14 protein-coding genes are annotated in these 20200 nt (G+C 52.1%); 5 read left to right on the top strand and 9 right to left on the bottom strand.

The window, feature by feature from the left end:
• Window positions 1-204: 204 nt before the first annotated feature.
• The 4 genes from fdhE to fdnG all read right to left on the bottom strand — a co-directional run bounded on the left by fdhE (window position 205) and on the right by fdnG (window position 5851).
• Window positions 205-1134, bottom strand: coding sequence for a formate dehydrogenase accessory protein FdhE (fdhE, locus tag H9644_RS17840; protein ID WP_000027708.1), 930 nt, complete (start codon window positions 1132-1134; stop codon window positions 205-207).
• Window positions 1131-1766 carry a formate dehydrogenase cytochrome b556 subunit gene (fdoI, locus tag H9644_RS17835; RefSeq protein WP_000829031.1) on the bottom strand — a complete coding sequence of 212 codons (636 nt, stop codon included), beginning with the start codon at window positions 1764-1766 and terminating at the stop codon, window positions 1131-1133. The genes fdhE and fdoI overlap by 4 nt, the downstream gene beginning before the upstream one ends.
• Window positions 1763-2665, bottom strand: coding sequence for a formate dehydrogenase O subunit beta (gene fdoH / locus H9644_RS17830; RefSeq protein WP_000331377.1), 903 nt, complete (start codon window positions 2663-2665; stop codon window positions 1763-1765). The genes fdoI and fdoH overlap by 4 nt, the downstream gene beginning before the upstream one ends.
• 126 nt (window positions 2666-2791) lie before the next feature.
• A complete protein-coding gene (gene fdnG, locus H9644_RS17825) occupies window positions 2792-5851 on the bottom strand; it encodes a formate dehydrogenase-N subunit alpha (RefSeq protein WP_191775717.1) in 3060 nt (1019 codons plus the stop codon).
• 193 nt (window positions 5852-6044) lie between these two features.
• Between fdnG and fdhD the strand changes: the two genes are divergently transcribed.
• The 4 genes from fdhD to H9644_RS17805 all read left to right on the top strand — a co-directional run bounded on the left by fdhD (window position 6045) and on the right by H9644_RS17805 (window position 12603).
• Window positions 6045-6881 (top strand): formate dehydrogenase accessory sulfurtransferase FdhD, encoded by an 837-nt coding sequence (fdhD, locus tag H9644_RS17820; protein ID WP_064527933.1) that lies wholly within the window; start codon window positions 6045-6047, stop codon window positions 6879-6881.
• A gap of 312 nt (window positions 6882-7193) precedes the next feature.
• A complete protein-coding gene (locus H9644_RS17815) occupies window positions 7194-9029 on the top strand; it encodes an ATP-binding protein (RefSeq protein WP_191775714.1) in 1836 nt (611 codons plus the stop codon).
• A gap of 1 nt (window position 9030) precedes the next feature.
• Window positions 9031-11337 (top strand): hypothetical protein, encoded by a 2307-nt coding sequence (locus tag H9644_RS17810; protein WP_191775712.1) that lies wholly within the window; start codon window positions 9031-9033, stop codon window positions 11335-11337.
• A 210-nt stretch (window positions 11338-11547) separates the two neighbouring features.
• The gene (locus H9644_RS17805; RefSeq protein WP_191775710.1) at window positions 11548-12603 is read left to right on the top strand and encodes a YiiG family protein; all 1056 of its coding nucleotides are present in this window, start codon (window positions 11548-11550) and stop codon (window positions 12601-12603) included.
• A 125-nt stretch (window positions 12604-12728) separates the two neighbouring features.
• On the opposite strand, the gene H9644_RS17800 is transcribed toward H9644_RS17805, so the two are convergent.
• A complete protein-coding gene (locus tag H9644_RS17800; RefSeq protein WP_191775708.1) occupies window positions 12729-14708 on the bottom strand; it encodes a glycoside hydrolase family 127 protein in 1980 nt (659 codons plus the stop codon).
• A gap of 10 nt (window positions 14709-14718) precedes the next feature.
• Complete coding sequence (locus tag H9644_RS17795; RefSeq protein WP_191775706.1) at window positions 14719-16119, bottom strand: MFS transporter; 1401 nt, start codon at window positions 16117-16119, stop codon at window positions 14719-14721.
• A gap of 225 nt (window positions 16120-16344) precedes the next feature.
• Here H9644_RS17795 and H9644_RS17790 point away from each other — a divergent pair, with 225 nt between their 5' ends.
• Window positions 16345-17160 carry a helix-turn-helix domain-containing protein gene (locus H9644_RS17790; RefSeq protein WP_191775704.1) on the top strand — a complete coding sequence of 272 codons (816 nt, stop codon included), beginning with the start codon at window positions 16345-16347 and terminating at the stop codon, window positions 17158-17160.
• 31 nt (window positions 17161-17191) lie between these two features.
• Here H9644_RS17790 and H9644_RS17785 read toward each other — a convergent pair whose 3' ends face one another.
• Genes H9644_RS17785 through lyxK form a run of 3 tightly spaced genes read right to left on the bottom strand, consistent with a single transcriptional unit; the run spans window position 17192 to window position 20200 of the window.
• A complete protein-coding gene (locus H9644_RS17785) occupies window positions 17192-18052 on the bottom strand; it encodes an L-ribulose-5-phosphate 3-epimerase (protein WP_191775702.1) in 861 nt (286 codons plus the stop codon).
• Window positions 18045-18707, bottom strand: a complete 663-nt coding sequence (gene ulaD, locus H9644_RS17780) for a 3-keto-L-gulonate-6-phosphate decarboxylase UlaD (RefSeq protein WP_191775700.1) — start codon at window positions 18705-18707, stop codon at window positions 18045-18047. Before ulaD ends, H9644_RS17785 begins: the two co-directional genes overlap by 8 nt.
• Window positions 18704-20200 carry an L-xylulokinase gene (gene lyxK, locus H9644_RS17775; RefSeq protein ID WP_191775698.1) on the bottom strand — a complete coding sequence of 499 codons (1497 nt, stop codon included), beginning with the start codon at window positions 20198-20200 and terminating at the stop codon, window positions 18704-18706. Before lyxK ends, ulaD begins: the two co-directional genes overlap by 4 nt.

The following is a 20200-nucleotide window of genomic DNA, read 5'->3' as shown; positions in this document are numbered from 1 at the left end:
CATTCTTGAATATAAAAAAGCCAGATGCCCTTATTCTGGTATTAATACAAGGCTGTTTTACTTGAACTTATAATAACCGCAACTGTTACATCGTATCTGGAAAACGCCTCGCGCAATACGAGAGATTTTGCGGGAATAGCAGGTGTCGTCACACCTTATGAACTGTAATCCGGGCGACCTGCGCCACCCGGAAAACTTCAGAGATTACTCTCCTTCCCCCGGAAACAGGAACGGGTTGATGGAACTACGGGCATAGCCTTCTTGTTCCATTCGCGCGTCCAGCACCAGAGAGGCGAGGTCATCTGCCACGGCTTCAACTTTTGGCTCTTTTTCCTGATAAAGAATCTTCAGGTAAGTGCCGCAGTCATCACAGCTTTCGGCTTTAATTGCAGCCTGTTCGTCATCCAGCGACCAGTAGTGCAGTTTGCCGCTCTGTTCGCAGTTGCTGCATTTTACGCGCACTACGTGCCATTCGGTTTCACACAGGTTGCAGTGCAGATAACGTAGCCCCTGAGTGGTGCCAATTTGCACCATGCTGGAAACCGGCATGGAACCACAAACCGGGCAATATTGACGTTGTTCGCCGTATTCTGCGCGGGCTTTGCCGGGGATCAGGTTGGCCATCTGCGCCCAGTAGAGCGACAGTGCCGCCCAGATAAACGGCGCTTTATCACTGCTAACGGACGAGAAATCAGAGGCAAACAGCGCGCTGGCCATATCTTCCAGCTCCTGAGTTGATGCCTTCTCCAGATTCTCAATCACTGCCAGCGCCGGGCCGCTCATTTCTGGTTTCAGTTCAGCAATCAGCGCCATCAGTAGCTTTTGCCAGTGCTTATCACGCGGCAGGACGTGAATATCCAGCGGTGGCTTGCCTTGTGCGCTGGCTTCTTTAATGCGCGCAGTCAGATCCATCTCCAGCGGATGGTCGTACAGCACCACTTCCTGGGCATGAGCGATAAGCGCAGCAAAGCGCAGATAATCACCCAGCGGATTATTTTCTGCCAGTTCGCGCAGACGCTCGGCGCGGCGGTTGTATAAATTTTTGAGCCGAGGGAACAATAACGGCGGAATCATATCCGCCGTACGTTTCTCGCTCGAACCCAGCTCATCTTGCGGGATTATGCGAATACTCATTCAGCTTTCTTTTCCGTTGTCTTGCGGACCTCACGGTACCAGCGAGGGTGATGTTTCTTCGCCCATGCGCTGGTAACCCATCCTTCCACCATGGCGGTAATCGTGCCTTTCACCCAAAGGGCGGCGTAGATATGCACCATGATAACCACAATTAACGCCACTGCGGCAAATGAATGCAGCATTAACGCGAATCGGATCACCGGGATTGAGAAAGCAGGCGCAAAATAAGGACGCCAGATAATCACACCGCTCACCAGCAGCAGGACCAGGAAAATAATCGCCGCCCAGAAAACGCATTTCTGACCGAAGTTATAACGCCCGGTGTCACCTACTTCCTCGTTGACGACGATCTTACGAATATTCTTCGCCCAAAAGATATCATCCCGATTGATTAGGTTGTGATGCCAGTAACGGAAAAACATGATGATGAACGAGGCAAACATAACCACGCCGACAAACGGGTGCAGAATTCGCGCCAGTTGCGGTGTGCCCATGATTTGCATCAACCAGTTGAAGGACGGGAACAAAAAGCCCAGCCCGCTCACCGCCGCCAGGATGAAGCAGAAGGCGGTTACCCAGTGGTTGATACGTTCCGGCGCGGTGTAGCGCACGATGGTGTCACGTCGTTTCATTTGCGCTCCTCGTCTTTCTCTTCGTGCAGATTGTTCTCTTCCTCATCCGCACGGTTCGGACCGACACCCACGTAGTGGAAGATACTGGCCGCAAAGGTAGCTGCAAAACCAACAGCCGCGAGCGGTTTCCAGATGCCTTTCCAGAACTTCACGGTTTCGCTGATTTCCGGGTTCTCCGGCAAGCCATGATACAGATTCGGCTTGTCAGCATGGTGCAGCACGTACATCACGTGTGTACCACCAACGCCTGCCGGATCGTACAGGCCCGCATTGTCGTAACCACGGGTTTTCAATTCAGCCACGCGCTCGCTCGCCAGCGTTTTCATTGACTCTTTCGTACCGAAGTGAATCGCCCCCGTCGGGCAGGTCTTCACGCAGGCCGGTTCTTGCCCAACCACCACGCGGTCAACGCACAGCGTACATTTGTAGACGCGGTTGTCTTCCGGGTTGAGGCGCGGGATATCGAACGGACAGCCCGCAATGCAGTAACCGCAGCCAATGCACTGCTCGGACTGGAAGTCGACGATGCCGTTGGCATACTGAATGATTGCCCCTTCCGCCGGACACGCTTTCAGGCAGCCTGGATCGGAACAGTGCATACAGCCGTCTTTGCGGATCAGCCATTCCAGTTTGTCGTTCTGCTCCACTTCCGAGAAGCGCATCACCGTCCACGATTTGGCGCTTAAATCATTGGGGTTGTCGTACACCCCAATGTTATTGCCAACGGTATCGCGAATGTCGTTCCACTCTGAACACGCCACCTGACAGGCTTTACAGCCGATACAGGTGGTGACGTCGATAAGTTTCGCCACTTCTTCCTGGAAGTCCCGCGCCTGAGGCGCGGGGGTCAGACCGTTAGTCGCGGAACGACGAATGATATCTTGAGATTGGTAAGCCATATTTCGTCTCCGTTTACCCTTCATCTTTCAGCTTGCAGGTTCGCTGGCTTCCTTATTCATCCCGGTCACATAGTGTTTCTATGCTCCCGGTCTTCATGGCGTCGCCAGCTCCCTGCAATCTGAAATCTATTGGGTATCCACCTTTTCCACATTCACGAGGAAGGATTTAAACTCTGGCGTCTGCGTGTTCGCATCACCAACGAATGGCGTTAACGTATTGGCAATAAAGCCTTTTTTCGCAACGCCTTCATAGCCCCAGTGAATCGGAATACCGATGGTATCGATATCTTTGCCGTTCGCTTTCAGCGTGCGAATACGTTTGGTCACCACCGCTTTGGCTTTGATATAGCCACGGTTGGAGGAGACTTTCACGGTATCGCCCTGGGCAATGCCCAGTTTATTCGCCAGCGACTCACCGATTTCCACAAACTGCTCTGGCTGCAAAATCGCGTTCAATAGCGCGTGTTTGGTCCAGTAGTGGAAGTGCTCGGTCAGACGATAGGTGGTTCCGACATACGGGAATTTATCGGCTTTACCCAATGCTTCGGCGTCGTCTTTAAAGATACGTGCAGCCGGATTCGAGATAACGTTTGGATGCAGCGGGTTAGTTCCCAGCGGCGTTTCAAACGGCTCGTAGTGTTCCGGGAACGGACCTTCCGCCATCTTATCGAGGGCAAACAGACGCCCCATGCCTTCCTGCTGCATGATAAACGGCCCGACGCCACTGCCCGGAGGCGCTGCGCTGTAGTCCGGAATATCCCAGCCAGTCCACTTGGTGCCATCCCATTTCAACAACTGACGCTTCGGATCCCACGGGTTACCCTGCGGGTCTGCGGAGGCGCGGTTATACAGAATGCGGCGGTTAAGCGGCCATGCCCATGCCCAGCCCAGCGTGTTACCGAGGCCAGACGGATCGGCGTTATCACGACGCGCCATCTGGTTGCCTTCCGGCGTCCAGCTACCGGCGAAAATCCAGCAGCCACAGGAGGTTGTACCGTCATCGCGCAGCTGGGCGAACGAGCTAAGTTGTTGGCCTTTCTTAACGATAACCGCACCGGTTGCCGGATCGGTAATATCGGCCAGCGCCTTACCGTTGCTCTCCATCGCTACTTCTTCAGAAGATGGCTCGTGCGGAATGGCGTAGTTCCAGGTCATGTTCAGCACTTGGTCCGGGTTAGCACCACCCTGTTCGGCATACATCTTGCGCAAGCGCAGGAAGATACCGGAGAGGATCTCGCCGTCGGTCAGCGCAATCCCCGGGGCGTCCGCACCTTTCCAGTGCCACTGCAACCAGCGACCGGAGTTAACGATAGAACCGTTCTCTTCCGCGAAACAGGTCGATGGCAGACGGAACACTTCGGTCTGGATCTTCGACGAGTCAACTTCGTTCAACTCACCGTGGTTCTGCCAGAAGTTGGAGGTTTCAGTGTTCAGCGGGTCGATGGTCACGAGGAATTTCAGTTTCGACAGACAACCGATCACTTTGTTTTTGTTCGGGAATGAGGCAACCGGGTTAAAGCCCTGGCAGATATAGCCATTGACCTTGCCCTCTTTCATCATCTCGAAGTATTGCAGTACGTCGTAACCTTTATCCCACTTCGGCAACCAGTCAAAGCCCCAGCTATTTTCCGCCGTCGCTTTATCACCAAAGAATGCCTTCATCATCGAGACGAAGAATTTCGGGTAGTTGCTCCAGTAGTTGACCTGGCCTTCCAGCAGCGGTTTCGGCGTGCTGGCGGCGAGGTAGGTTTGCAGATCGGTCTGCTTCTCGCTTGGCAGCGTCATGTAACCTGGCAGGCTCTGTGACAGCAGCCCCAGGTCCGTCAGCCCCTGAATGTTGGAGTGACCGCGCAGGGCGTTAACGCCGCCGCCAGCCATGCCCATATTGCCGAGGAGCAACTGGATCATCGCCATCGTACGAATGTTCTGCGCGCCAACGGAGTGTTGCGTCCAGCCGAGGGCATACAGGAACGAGGCAGTTTTATCGTGAGCACTGGTTTCTGCGATGTATTCGCAGACTTTCAGGAACGCGTCTTTTGGCGTACCACAAATGTTTTCAACCACATCTGGCGTGTAGCGGGAAACGTGCTGTTTCAGCAAATTCCATACACAGCGCGGATGTTGCAGCGTGGTATCGCGTTTGGCGAAGCCGTTTTCGTCCAGCTCGTAAGTCCAGCTGGATTTATCGTACTTGCGTTTTTCCGCGTCGTAGCCAGTGAACAGGCCATCTTCAAAGCCGTAATCCTCACGCACGATCAGGCTGGCGTTGGTATAGGCTTCGGTGTATTCGCGGTTGAATTTTTCATTGTTCAGCAGGTACAGCAATACGCCTGACAGGAAAGCAATGTCAGTACCGGAACGAATGGGGGCATAGTAGTCAGCCACCGCCGCCGTACGCGTAAAGCGAGGATCGACAACGATCAGCTTTGCGCCGTTGTGAATTTTGGCTTCCATCGCCCAGCGGAACCCGACCGGGTGAGCTTCAGCGGCGTTACCGCCCATCACCACGACGAGGTTGGCGTTCTTGATGTCGACCCAGTGGTTGGTCATCGCACCGCGACCAAATGTTGGAGCAAGACTTGCTACCGTTGGTCCGTGTCAGACACGCGCCTGGTTGTCGACCGCGAGCATACCCAGCGCGCGGGAGAATTTTTGCGTTAAATAGCCGGTTTCGTTACTCGACGCGGAAGCACATAGCATCCCGGTGGAGAGCCAGCGGTTAACAGTCACGCCTTCGGCGTTTTGCGCAATGTAGTTAGCATCGCGGTCTTCTTTCATCAGTTTGGCGATGCGATCAAACGCCTCTTCCCAACTGATTTGCTGCCATTTATCAGAACCAGGCGCACGGTATTCCGGGAACTTCAGACGGCTTTCGGAGTGGATGAAATCCACCAGGCCAGCGCCTTTCGGACAAAGCGCACCGCGGTTTACCGGGTGATCCGGGTCACCTTCGATATGGAAGATAGATGCTTTGGCGTTTTTTGCTCCGTCACCGAGGCTGTACATCAACAGCCCACAGCCTACGGAACAATAGGTGCAGGTATTACGGGTTTCGCGGGTGCGCAGCAGTTTATATTGCCGTGTTTCCGCTAGCGCTACGCCGGGCGCAAAGCCCAGTGCCGCTGCCGTGGTGCCTGCCATACCGCCAGCGCAGATCTTAAAGAACTGCCTTCTGCTGACCTGCATGGATTGCTCCTTGTTTCGACATTGTCACGTCCCATTTACATTCGCTTGCTGAGTGTGCAGGGAGTGGGAGTTATTTTTCTTTGCGGAAGGGGCCGCAAAGGTCCAGAATTGGCTCAATTTCCCTCCATCCAGGAAGGGTTTGTAACAGAATACCATAATGTTGGTGTGCGTGTTCTTATCTGGTTAAAAGAAAGTGAAAAAAACACAGCAAAAAGAAATCAAAAATGTGACAAATGTCACAGGCGTTAGCCAAATTGAGTTATGGCGTCGTGACGATTTACAACACCCTCGGTTGGACGAGGTGGCGGAAGAAGTTCCCGTTGCGCTGGTGTACAACGGTATTTCGCATGTGGTGATGATGGCATCGCCCAAAGACCTTGAACTTTTTGCGCTCGGTTTTTCGCTTTCCGAAGGAATTATCGAAAGCCCACGCGATATTTTCGGCATGGATGTTGTTCCTTCCTGTAACGGTCTGGAGGTGCAAATTGAGCTGTCCAGTCGCCGTTTTATGGGGCTTAAAGAGCGCCGCCGTGCGCTGGCGGGGCGCACGGGCTGTGGCGTGTGCGGCGTGGAGCAACTTAATGACATCGGTAAACCGGTGCAGCCGCTGCCGTTCACCCAGACGTTTGATCTCAACAAACTGGATGACGCTTTGCGCCATCTCAACGATTTCCAGCCAGTGGGGCAACTGACCGGTTGTACCCACGCCGCCGCCTGGATGTTGCCATCTGGCGAACTGGCGGGTGGACATGAAGACGTGGGTCGCCATGTGGCGCTGGATAAACTGCTGGGTCGCCGGGCGCAAGAGGGCGAAAGCTGGCAGCAAGGTGCGGTGCTGGTTTCCAGCCGTGCCAGTTATGAAATGGTGCAAAAGTCGGCGATGTGCGGCGTAGAGATTTTGTTTGCGGTGTCTGCCGCGACCACGCTTGCTGTAGAAGTCGCCGAGCGTTGTAATTTGACGCTGGTGGGCTTTTGTAAGCCGGGTCGGGCCACGGTTTATACTCATCCGCAGCGGTTGATTCATAATTAAAGAAAAACCGCAATTCGCAGTCTGGATTGCGGTTTTATTTTTCTATTAAATAATCCTCAATATATTATTCAGCAGTTAAATAATAATTGCACTACAAGAAATTATCTCGTTAACTCCGGTTTATATCGATATACTCCAGTCGCATTAATCCTTTAAGGATTAATCATTATTTATATAAGACATTTTGTTTTAATCATCGCGTCAATAAATAAATGTTTCCGATGCGTGAATGAAAATAACAAACCTTGCACCGGTTGTAAAAAACAGCAATGTATTTTCAATAAGTAGGTGATGGATTATGAGTATTGAAAAATGAGTACATTACAGTTACCTGGCAGTTCATATTCTACAGAAGTTAATTTAAACGGCTTAATTGAGGTGCTCAGTAAGCATCTTTACTCCACTCCCGTGGTTGCCGTGCGCGAGCTGGTGCAGAACGGCCATGATGCGATCGTGCGTCGCAGGATTGAGCAGCCCGATGCGCCGACAGATAACACGATTCGTGTGGTGGCAGATGTGGCGAAGTCCACCATCACCATTACCGATACCGGTGCGGGTCTGACAGAAAGCGAAATTCACGGCTTCCTGGCTACAGTGGGCGTGGGTTATACCCGAATGTTGCGCCAGCAAGATGATGACACAGGGCTTATTGGTATGTTCGGCCTCGGGTTTTTGTCAGCGTTTGTGCTGGCAAAAGAGGTCACGGTGTTGACCACATCCTGGCAAACACCGGGTCAGAGCTGGAAATACCACTCTACTGACGGGCAAAAATATACCGTTACGCCACATCAGTCCTCGGAAACGGGTACGCAGGTGATCCTGACGCTTAAAGAAGAGTACAGCCATCTGGCGAGTAACAATTTGCTGAACCGCGTTCTTTCCCGCTACTGCATATTGCTGCACGAACCGGTCTTTGTCGGCGATGCCAGCGAGTCGGTAAATAAACTTCAACCACCATGGCGTGAAGTTGCCCCCGAAGGCGTGACCATGCACCGCGCGCTGGTGCAGCGTAAAAATCTCGCCTTTGCCGCCCAGTTTGAATCCTCCTTCGAACCGATTTGTACTATTCCGGTGGTGCCAGCAGGGATGAGCGATGCAGTGGGGATTTTATGGATTCAGGATGGCGCAACCTACGGCACCAGCGATAACCGCAACCTGTCGCTGTTTTTGCGCGGCATGTTACTGGATGACGAAGCGCGTGAGCTGTTACCGCCCTGGGCCGGATTTATTGGCGGCGTGATTGAGTCATCGAAACTGACGCCGACGGCGAGCCGGGAAGATCTCCAGCGCGACGAAACCTGGGTTGCGGTGCAGGAGGCGTTAAAAGAGGCGCTGATTTCTGGTTTGTCCGATCTCGCACAAAATCAGCCAGAAATCTGGCGGCGTGTATTAATGCGCCATAACGAAGCGTTGCTTGGCGCAGCGTTGTGTGATGACCGTCTGTTTGATTTGCTCAAAGACCGTTTGCAGGTGCCTACCTCAAAAGGTGCGCTGCTGGCAAAAGATTTACGCATTAATAACAGCATTCATATTCTGTTAAGCCGCGATGGCGGTTTTGAAGAGATGTTGTTCCACATTCTGCAACGACCCGTTGCGCGTGGCGATCGCTATGCCGTGGTGCCATTTTTACGCCGCTGGGCGCTGTTATATCACTGCCGGATTATTGAAGTCGGTACACAAACGGGTAATGAACAGTTGTTCAGCCTTGCGGAATTACCCGAAGAGCAGATTGCTTATCTGGAAGAGCATCTTTGCGACGGTGAGCAATTAATCATCTCCCGCTTCGAACCCGCCGTTTTACCATTAGTGGTAACACCAGATCGCGAAGCAGAATTAAAACAAATTCTCGAACAGGATGACGCGGATAAACGTATTAGCACCGCAGCGTTAATGCTGGCGCGGCAATTCACCTCGCAAATCCAAAAGACCAAAACGTCAAGTCTGTATATCAATCTCAATAACCCCTGCATTATGCAACTGGTGACGGCATTACAACATCAGCAACAGCCAGCGGCGGCATTACGGTTATTAAAATCGCTGAAAGTGATTTTGTGCTCCAGCGGTAATAAAGAACAGCAATGGGATTTACACCAGGCACTGGAAGATTTTACTCAGGTTATTCCTGTCTTAATTAATCAAGGAAAATAAAATGGATACATGGGAGTGGTACAACAAATATAGCCAGGAGTTGCGTGATGCCGGGCAGGAGTATATTCCGCAGATAATTGATGATTTTTCTGAAGGTGTTTTACATCTGCAAATGGAAAAGTGCGATTCGTTATTACCGGAAATGAAAGCATTGAATCAAGTGGCCAAAAATCCGTGGCTGGAAATATTTATCGGGCACTGGGAGATGCGCCATCGTCTGACTAACTACGAAGAAGGCGAAAAAGTACTGCCAGACGTAGTGGCGCTGTTTGAAAAAGCGCACCGGGAAGAGGCAAAAGATTGCCCGCAATCTATCTGCGTCACGCAGGATTTATCCGCTTGCTACGAGAATATAGATGCCCCTGGCTGGGCCAATGAACGTATGGCGGTATGTGAAGAAACCATCGCGCGCATTGATCCGACCTGGAGCTGCTTTATGTGTTTATCCTGCGAATATGCCAGTGCGCTGATGGATTCCAACAGAACAGAAGAGGCGTTGGCTTATATCGACAGGCAAATCGACGCGGTAAAAGCATCGGGGAGTGAATATTTAGAAGCACTGCTGGCAACCCGTGCCGATATTTTGGTTGCCCTTCATCGTTACGATGAAGCGCGAGAAGTGATTGATGAACTGGCAAAAGAAAATGATTATTGGGGACGCGACCGCATCAATTATCAACTCAAAAAACTGTACATCATGGCGTTATGCGGGCAGGACAAAGAAGTCTGGGAGGAATTGCCGCGTTGGTCAGATCTGACTCCCTATTCATGGGGACCATGGCTGAAGATTATTACTGAATTACTTCCCCGCAATCCACAAAGAAACCACTGGCAACTGGCGCGAATCATTCAAAAAATGCTGGAGCACCGTTCACAGGCCGGGGCGCACCGCAAAGTGGTTGATCTGGCGAAACTGCAAATTACCCTGGCGCTGGAGCGAGAATCTGTCTGGGTTGCCAAAATGGCGATGAAACTGGCTCAGCGGCACATGCCGAAATTACGCGCGTTACTGGGCGTTGATCGCGAGTTTCTCGAACTTAGTGAAAAAATCGCCGCCAAAGAGGCGGAGTTGCTTGCTCGTCCGGTTGTAGAAGTACCTGAAAATAGCGATGAAGAAACGCAGCCTGACCCTGAAAAAGACGTAGAGATATTCCGTCGCGCTTATCTGAACACGCCAGATGATGCGGAATTGCTGGGCAAGCTGGTCAATGCGTTAAATGCCTGTAATGCGATAAATGAGTCGATCGAACTTCTGCAACGCTACGTTGAAAGCCACCTCCAGGAAGATAACGGTCTTTGCTTCGATCTGTTGGATTTATTGCTCCACCGTGACGATCAGCAAGCGATCGAACACCTGGCGAAGCAGTATGAACAGGCGGGGCTGCTACATATGGCCTTGTGGTTCCGCGCGCGAGTGATCAACCAACAGGAAGACTGGAGTGAACTGGAGTCGATTGGGCAACAGTTGCTGCAAAACGAAAAAGGGCGTGAGTGGGTTGGCGTTTATCGCATGTGCTCCTGGGCAGCGGGCAAACAGGAGGCCTGGGACCGACAGCTGGATTATTTACAACAATTGCAGCAACTGATGATTAGCCGTGAAGAAGATATTCGTAATCTCCAGTGGGATATCATGGCGACTGCCAGCATCCTACAACAATGGGATTTGGTTCGTGCTATTGCTGCTGAACTGGAAATCGAACTCACGGAAGGCGAAGGTTTTATCGACGAAAAATGGGGGCTACTGAACATTCGCTTCCGGGAAAATTACGAATACCGTTATTACTATGCTCAACGCATTGGGCCGGTAACAGCAAGGATCATTGAGCCGACTTACCGGACCGACTTCCCACAACATGTTGATGAAATTGTGGTTTTCGATGCGGAAATGTTGAATACCCGACCTGAAGACGAAGAAGAGCAGAAGAATTTCACGCCACTTTATGGGTGTCTGAAAACCATTATCCCGACCGAGTACGGCGAGTCCTGGTTCTGTGAAGGCGTTATGCCTGGTGAAGAACAGTTTAATGCTTTCCGTGAGGCGCTCCGTGAACGAAACTGGTACTACTGGAGCAACAGTAATGATGACTATACGTTAACTGATAGTCATCAGGGAGAAGATGCAGAGCCGCTGCCTGCGTTCTACTTTGTTATCAGCGCACCGCGTTCGGTTGCCAAAGCCGATATCGATAAAACGTTAAGCACGCTAACCGCTGACTGGGAACATCCGTTGTGCTGGTGGCGTCTTGCCAAAGAAGCCGGAGCGAATGAAGAGAAGCATGCCGCTATTGCCGAACGCTACGGGATGTAGTGCATGATTAATAGCGGGGGGCATGACACTCCCTCCTGCAAAGGTTGTGCTGTTAATTAAAATAAGTCCTGTGATTTATAAATTAAATTACAGGGCTTATTCACTTTGTGAATATTATCGATTTATTTATAAACAAAACGCGTGTAGTGACATTTTCTTTTTTCATTTATTATATTCACTCTCTTATTTATCTATTTATAAGGCAATTAAATGAAAAGGAATTTATTATCTTCCGCTATTATAGTCGCCATAATGGCCCTCGGTATCACTGGTTGTGATGATAAAAAAGCCGAAACAGAAACTCCCCCGCCCGCCAATAGTCAACCTGCCGCGCCAGCTCCTGAAGCGAAACCTACTGAAGCCCCCGTTGCAAAAGCAGAAGCTAAACCTGAAACGCCTGCGCAACCGGTGGTCGATGAGCAAGCAGTTTTCGACGAAAAAATGGATGTCTATATCAAGTGCTACAACAAGTTACAGATCCCTGTACAGAGCAGTCTGGCGCGTTATGCTGACTGGCTGAAAGATTTTAAACAGGGGCCGACGGGTAAAGAGAGCCATGTTTATGGGATCTACAGCATTAGTGAATCCAATCTCACTGAGTGTGAAAAAGGAATAAAAAGAGTCGTGGCGTTAACGCCTGTGCTGGAGCCCATTGATGGCGTGGCGTTGAATTATATTAATGCCGCAGTCGCGTTGGGGAATACCATTAACGAAATGGATAAGTATTACACACAGGAAAATTATAAAGACGATGCGTTTGCGAAAGGCAAAACGCTGCACCAGACATTCTTAAAAAATCTTGAAGCCTTTGAGCCTGTAGCAGAATCTTATCACGCGGCGATTCAGGAAATTAATGATAAGCGCCAGCTTGCAGAACTGAAAAATATTGAACAAAGAGAAGGGAAAACATTCCACTACTACTCTTTGGCGGTCATGATTTCAGCGAAACAAATTAATAACCTGATATCGCAAGAGAATTTTGACGCCGAAGCGGCAATGAAGAAAGTGACTGAACTTGAAACGCTGGTGGCGCAGGCCAAAGAAGTGAGTAAAGACAGTATGAATTCTCTCTTCACAGGTGCAGCAGACCGATATCAACTCGCAGCTAAAAAATATGTTCGCCGCGTCAGAGATAAAGTCCCGTACTCTGACTGGGATAAAGAGCAACTTCAGGATGCAAATACAAGCTGGATGGTCGACGACTCATTTCCGCGAGCTTTACGCGAGTACAACGAAATGGTCGATGATTATAATCGCCTGCGTTAAACGTTTTTGATTTTGCTGAGAAAATAATGTCGGATGTGGCATAAACGCCTTATCCGACCCTTACAGTCACACCGACTTTTATGCCTGATAAGATGTGTTAAGCGTCGTATCAGGCAATCTGCGCTTTACCCTACCTGAGGATGGCGACGGTTCTCTTCATTCACCCAGATCCGCATTTCGCCCTCGCCACGGTTGGCCCAGCTAAACCACGGGATAAACGTCATGGTTTGTGGCTGACGTTTGGCTGGGGCATTGTCGTAATGCCATAACGGTTGCTGCTCTGGATTGCTCTGTTCAAGCCGATAACCAGGCGCCTGAATGAGGATTTTATGGCTGAATAATCCCTTGCCTTCGAATGTTGTAAACGGCGCATCGGCGGGTAGCCACAGGTTATGCAATGACTCGCCGTTGTCGGCCTGCTCCAGACAATACACCAGCGGACCGCGCTGAATTGCTACTTTCCCTGCCACATGACGCACCAGCGGGTTGCCGTAAACGCGACGCACTGGCATCGGCAGCGTCAGATTCAGCGTATCGCCTTCCTGCCATTCACGGGTAATGTGCAGATAGCCTTTACGAATATCCTGCTCGACGATTTCTCCATTCAATGTGACCTGCGGCTGCGAGCACCAGTCCGGCAGACGTAAAGCCAGGGTATGACGCACTGGCTGCGGAGATTCAACCGCAATCGTCACCTGTTCATGCCACGGATAGTTCCCGCTAACCCGCAGGCGCAGCGTGCCATTTTCTACCGGCACTTCCATACTGTTTCCCGCATACATGTTGATATATAACGCATCCTCACGCGGCGTATAGAGATAATGACCAATCGAGGTCAGCACGCGGGCGATATTTGGCGGGCAACAGGCGCAGCCGAACCAACGCTGGCGGATCGGTTTAACGTGATCGTAGATATGGTTAAATTTTAAGGTTTTTGGATGTACTTCCAGCGGATTCACGTAGAAGAAATGTTTACCATCCAGCGCCATTCCGCCGAGCACGGTGTTGTACAGCGCGCGCTCCATGACATCGGCATACTGACTATCGCCCTCCATTTCCAGCATTCGCCGGGCAAACATCATCAGACCGATGGAAGCGCAACTTTCGGCGTATACCGTGTCATTCGGTAGATCATAGTCGCTACTAAACGCTTCGCCACTGCCCTGTGAGCCAATGCCGCCGGTAATATATAACTGACGCTGGGCCATGTTGTTCCATAGCCGCAGGCAGTCCTGACGCTTGCTTTCATCGTGACTTAAACGCGCCAGATGTGCGACGCCAGTCATCAGGTAGACAAAGCGTACTGCATGGCCGATGGCGGTTTGTTGCTGTGCGATGGGCAAATGCGCCTGGCTGTAGGCTTTGTCTTTCACCATCCATGCCGGGCCGTAGGTGTGCCAGTGCGATGTCTGTCCGCGCTTTTCATATTCCTGGTCGTAATAGTGCGGTTGCGTACCGCGCTGTTCGACAAAATAGTGGGTCAGCGCCAGATAACGCGGCTCTTTGGTGACTTCGTACAGGCGCATCAGTGCCAGTTCAATTTCCGGGTGACCGGGATAACCGTGTAACTTACTTTCATCTGGGCCAAATACGCTGTCGATATGATCGGCCAGACGGCAAACCACGTCCAGCAAGCGCCGCTTACCCGTTGCCTGGAAGAAGGCTACGCCCGCTTCAATCAGATGACCGGCGCAGTAAAGTTCATGACACTCCGCCAGATTGCTCCAGCGTTCTCCCGGCGCTTTCACCGTAAAGTAAGTATTGAGATAGCCATCTTCGCACTGAGCGGAGGCGACCAGTTCAATCACCTCGTCGGCGGTTTTTTCCAGTTCGGCGTCCGGCTTCTGGCACAGTGACCAGGCTACCGCTTCCAGCCACTTGGCGACGTCGCTATCCTGAAATACCATGCCGTAAAACTCCCCGTCTTGCAGTCCGGCGGCAATGCGAAAGTTTTCAATCGCGTGGCTGGGTTCCGCTTCGGGAATGCGATCGTTTAACGCATCCCACTGATAAGGAATCACCACGTCGCGGACCAGTTGCTGATACTGGCCGAGGAACGGATCGCTAACCGTCAGTTTGTGCAGATCGACTTCCGAAATGTTCATCTTGTGCTCCTTAAGGCTGGACATGACGCTGACGCAGGTCGGCGGCAATGCGTGACATCATAGGGTTATTGAGTTTGCAAAAGCGGATTGCCAGCGCCAGCAGCAGGTGGAACAGCGCAGGCAGCAGTGTTTCCATTGCTGTGATACCCCCCAGCGAACTGGCGGTCTGGTTTTCTACGCCAGGCTGATAGGCAACAAAAATAAATAGCAGGCTGATGATCCCGGCGCTGGAGGCCCAGGCCAACTTGATGAAAAACAAATTAAAAGCAAAGTTCATGCCGGAGGAACGCACACGGGTTTTCCATTCGCCATAGTCATCGGCAAAAGCCATCAGCGAGAAGTGCAGCGGCAGAGTGAAGCCGAGAATCACGCCGTTGCCGAGGATCACCGCCAGCCACAGCGCTTGGTAAGCGGGGCCGGAGGGCAGGAACCACATTAGTCCCGCCAGCGCGGCGAGAATCAGGTTGGTGTAGTAGTAAATTTTGACGGTATCAAAGCGTCGCGTTAATGGACTGACAATCACCGAGCCGATAATGGAGGCGAAAGTTACCATGGTGAAGAACAGCGACGTGTAGCCCGTACTGCCCTGTAGCACGTAGGTTATGAAGTACATATACCCGCCGCCGCGAATATTAAAGACGTTAATTAGCAGGAAGGACATTACCAGCATCAGCAGCAACTGGTCGTTGTTACGCAAACCGGCAAGGTGCTCGCGCAGAGTAAATTTCCCCATCGTGGAGAGCGGCACTCGTTCACGAACCCAGAAGAAACAGCACAGGAACATGACGACGGCGATGGCGCACAGCACGCCGACGCCCAGCTGATAGCCGCGTGCAGCGTTACCCTGACCGAAGAGATCCACCATCCACGGTAAGCCAACCGAAACCAGAAATCCCGCTACGCCGCAGAGAACGAATCGCCAGGACTGGCAGGAAATCACTTCGTTATGGCGGGTCGTCATGGTGTTGATCAGCGCGCAGTACGGCACGTTGATGGCGGTATAACCGACGGAAAGCAGCAGGTAGGTGCCGAACGCCCAGGCGATTTTCATCCCCATGCTGGCATCCGGTACGGTGAACGTCAGGATGCCGATAATGCCAATAGGGACGGCAATCCATAGCTGCCACGGACGAAAACGCCCCCAACGGCTTTGCGTCCGGTCGGCAATGATGCCCATCACCGGGTCGGAGATGGCATCAAACACGCGTAGTGCAATAAACAGTGTGCCAACCAGCGCAGGAGTTAAACCAAAAACGTCGGTGTAGAAAAAAGTAAGAAAGTTCATGATCAGGCAGGTTATGACGGTACCGCCTGCGTCACCCAGGCCGTAGCCTATTTTTTCCCGCACAGATAACGCATCGTCAATTTGACCATTGGCGATATCAGCGGTGGTAATCGGTGTAGAGGTCATAGATATTCCTCGCGAATAGGGAGCAATTTTTTGTTTTATTGAAATGACCTGATTAATTCTGCCGTGATCTGCAATATCAACAAGGCGAGAAAAGAGTAAAAAAAGGTGACGATTCCGACCTGAATTTAAAAGTGTGAAACAGATCGAGTGAAATTAATATTTTTGATTAATAATCAAAAGGTAATCTGTTTAATCTTCACCAGTTAAGCGGGAAAATACATATCGATGCTCGAATTATCCATAACATTACCGATTAAAGTACAAAACGGCGGACTATTTATTTCCCGTGGCATCGGGAGGCATCCGGCAAGGCGGCTTGAGTCATGGGAAATTATCTTTGTCGAAAAAGGTCGATTAACGATTCAGGAAGAAGAGCAGATATTTCAGGTTGATGCGGGAGAGAGTTTATTGCTCTGGCCGGAACGTCAGCACGTTGGTGTTGAGGATTTCCCCGCTGACCTTAAATTTTACTGGCTACATTTTGAGGTTAAAGCGCCGGACAACGATCCGCGCTGGCTCACTCATCTTAGTGTGCCGCAGCAAACCAAAGTCGCCGACCCTCAGGCGTTGAGTGCACTGTTTCGCCAGTTTTTAAGCGAGCAGGAAAAGCATCAGCGTATCCCTGCACTGGAGTTTATTGTGTTGTTGATTTTACAGCAGATTACCTTCGATGTACGTCTTGATGAACAAGCCGATACTGCAGGCACCGCCCTTGCCTGGAAAGCACAAAAGCTGATCCGCACGCAATATCATCGCCCGCTTTCCACGGCAATTTTGGCCCGCGAACTCTACTGTAATGCCGATTATCTTGGGCGCGTGTATCGTCGGGTATTTCGTTTGACGTTGACAGAAGCTATCCATCGTCAGCGAGTGCGCGAAGCCGAAAAGCTGTTAATTAGCGACGCGCGATCGCTTACTGAAGTGGCGGCGTTGTGCGGATTTAATGACGTCGGCTATTTCAGGCAGATTTTTCGCAAACACACCGGTTTAACACCTGCGGTGTGGAAACGACGTTACAGCAAGGAACATATTAATTCGTAGCTCCGGAGCAATAATGCCCCGGAGTGAGAGATTACTCGCCGAATCCAGCCTCTGACATGCGTTCTTCAATCCACCGCCGCGCCTGAATAATCTCCAGCACCGGCTCTTTGGCTTTTTCGGTCCACATCTCAATCAGAAATGATCCGCGATAGTTCAGTTCATGCAGCGTTTTGAAGATGCCAACAAAATCGACGCAGCCTTCGCCAAACGGCACGTCGCGGAACTGGCCCGGGCTTTGCTCGGTGACTGGTTGAGTATCTTTCAGGTGGATCGCGGCGATACGGTTAATACCCAGTTTCAGTTCGGCGGGAACATCATTGCCCCAGGCGCTAAGATTGCCGACATCCGGGTAGACGGTGAACCACGGCGAGGCGAGCATCTCGTCCCACTTTTTCCATTTGCTGATGGAGTTCATAAACGCGGTGTCCATAATCTCCACTGCCAACATCACCTGGGCGGCAGCGGCCTGTTCGACCGCCCATGCCAGCCCTTCGGCAAAACGTTGCTGGGTGCCTTCGTCATGTTCTTCGTAATAGACGTCGTAACCTGCCAGTTGAATGGTACGAATACCGAGATCGCGTGCCAGACGAATCGCTTTGCTCATAATCTCCCGCGCCCGCTGACGTACCGCCTCGTCCCGGCTGCCAAAAGGGAAACGGCGATGGGCAGACAGACACATTGACGGAATGGCAACGCCCGTTTCGATCATCGCGGTAACCAGCGAGGCACGTTGCGCGGTGCTCCAGTCAAGGCGTGACAAACGTTCGTCAGTTTCATCTACCGACATTTCGACAAAATCAAAACCGCAGCTTTTCGCCAGCACCAGCCGCTCCGGCCAGGAGAGATCTTTCGCCAGCGCCTTTTCATAAATCCCTAACGGATGATTACGCACGCGCGCCTCCCCAGATAGCGTCGATTTGTGCATGGAAATCAGCAGCTACCTGTGCCGGATTTGCTGCCCCTGCCAACGCCCGCCCGGCAATAAACGCTTTCACGCGGATATCTTTAAATAGCGGCAAGTCGGCAGGCGTAATACCGCCGGTAATGGAAAGTTCAAGACCGATATCAGAAAGCGCTTTCATGCGTGCCAGATCGGCCTCGCTCCACTGCTGCCCGCTGGCCTGCGCATCACGACCACGATGATATATCGCCTGCCGCACGCCAATACGATGCCAGTCGCGGGCGTCGTCCAGCGTCCAGTTACCAAACAGCTCTATCTGGATTTCACATCCGCAACTCTGCGCCACAGCGTGGCCTTTTTCCACCGTCGCGAGCGGTGCGGCGCAGATGATGGTCATCCAGTTGGCGCCTGCAGTAAATGCTTGTTGAGCGAGCGTTTCACCAGCGTCGGCGACCTTCCAGTCAGCGACGATGATTTTGTCCGGGCACTGTTCACGCAAGGCCTTCACCGCGCCAATCCCTTCGTTTAAGCAGAGAATCGTGCCTGCTTCGACAATATCGACGCTGTCTTTTAACAGCGTAACGTCGCGCTGTGCGGCTTCAAGTGATGAGTGGTCGAGGGCCAGTTGCAGAAGTGGTCGGCTCATAATGTGTGCTCCTTGATGCGGGCGTGAAAGCCCTGAAGTGCGGCAATGAGATGTTGATAGCGTTGATATTTTTGTTGGTAAAGCTGATGCGCAGTCATATCCGGCAGCAGGGTGCGCACCGGGTGCTGTAAGTCACGTTGGGCTTCGCTGAAGTTGCAATAAACCCCGGTGCCGACGCGGGCGGCAAGCGCTGCGCCAAAGCAGCCTGTTTCTTCCACCTGCGGCAGCTCGATACGCAGGCCGCTGACGTCTGCCAGCATCTGCATCCAGACATCGGAATGCGCCGGGCCGCCAGTGACGCGCAGGGTGTGCACATCAGTAAAACGTTCGCGCATCCGGTTGAGATGGGTCATATGGCTGAAAACCACGCCTTCATAGATGGCCTGCAACAGGTTCGCGCGGGTGTGAATGGCCTGCATCCCGTAGAAACCGCTGGTCATCTCGAGTCCAGCGTTACTGCCGTACAGGAACGGCAGGAAAAACAGATCGCCACCGGCTTTCGGCAAGCTGACAACGGCCCGATTAATCTCATCAAACGAGATTTCGCCCCACTGTGCGGTAAACCATTCGAGGTTGCCGGAAGAGGTGGGGCTGGCTTCGTGAACGATAAATTGACCGTCGTTAACGTAGCGGCCATAGACATACGGATGCGCTTCACCGTCACTTAAACCACTGGTTATGCCGCTGGTCACCGCCCAGGTGCCCATTACCGCATTGAGGGCGAATTCATCTTCAATTCCGGCGCAGAGTGCGGTAGAAACCACATCAAACAAGCCGCCGACAACGGGCGTACCCGCTTGCAGACCGGTCAGTGCGGCTGTCTGAGCGGTGATTTCTCCGCAGATTTCGGCAGAGCCCACAACAGGCGGCAGGGTGTGGTTGATTTCACTGATCTCCAGCCAGTCGGTGAGGCACGGGTCATATTGACCGCTGCTCATGTTGTAAAGATTGGATTCGGAAATATTGCTCTCTTCGCAACCTTTGACGCCGGTTAAACACCAGCGCAGGTAGTCGTGCGTCATCATCACGCAGCCAATTTGTGCGTAGCGTTGCGGTTCGTGCACTTTAAGCCAGCGTAACAGCGACACCGGATGCCCGGTCCACAAGGTTTGTCGGGTCAGCGGGTAGATTTTTTCCGGGATGCCATCTTCCTGCCAGCAACGAACGATTTCCATCGCCCGGCGGTCAGAGGATAAAATGGCGTTACCGAGCGGGTTGTCGTTTTTATCCAGCAAAAACAAGCCCTTTCCCTGTGCGGAGATACCGATGCCAACTATTTGTTCCCCGCTAACGCCGGAATGGGTAAGCAGGGAGCGAATGACAGCCATGCAGCATTGCCACAGTTCTGCCATATCGCGCTCTACCCAGCCTGGCTGTGGGCTTAATGCGCACAGCGGCAGGCGCTGCACGCCTGCCTCCCGGCCTTCGCGGTCATACAGCCCGGCTTTCAGCCAGCTACCGCCACAATCTAACCCCAGCCAGTATTGCGTCAT

Source organism: Escherichia whittamii, assembly GCF_014836715.1.
Lineage (GTDB): Bacteria > Pseudomonadota > Gammaproteobacteria > Enterobacterales > Enterobacteriaceae > Escherichia > Escherichia whittamii.
Note: the sequence above shows the minus strand (reverse complement) of the source record. Positions and strands in the feature narration are given on the sequence as shown.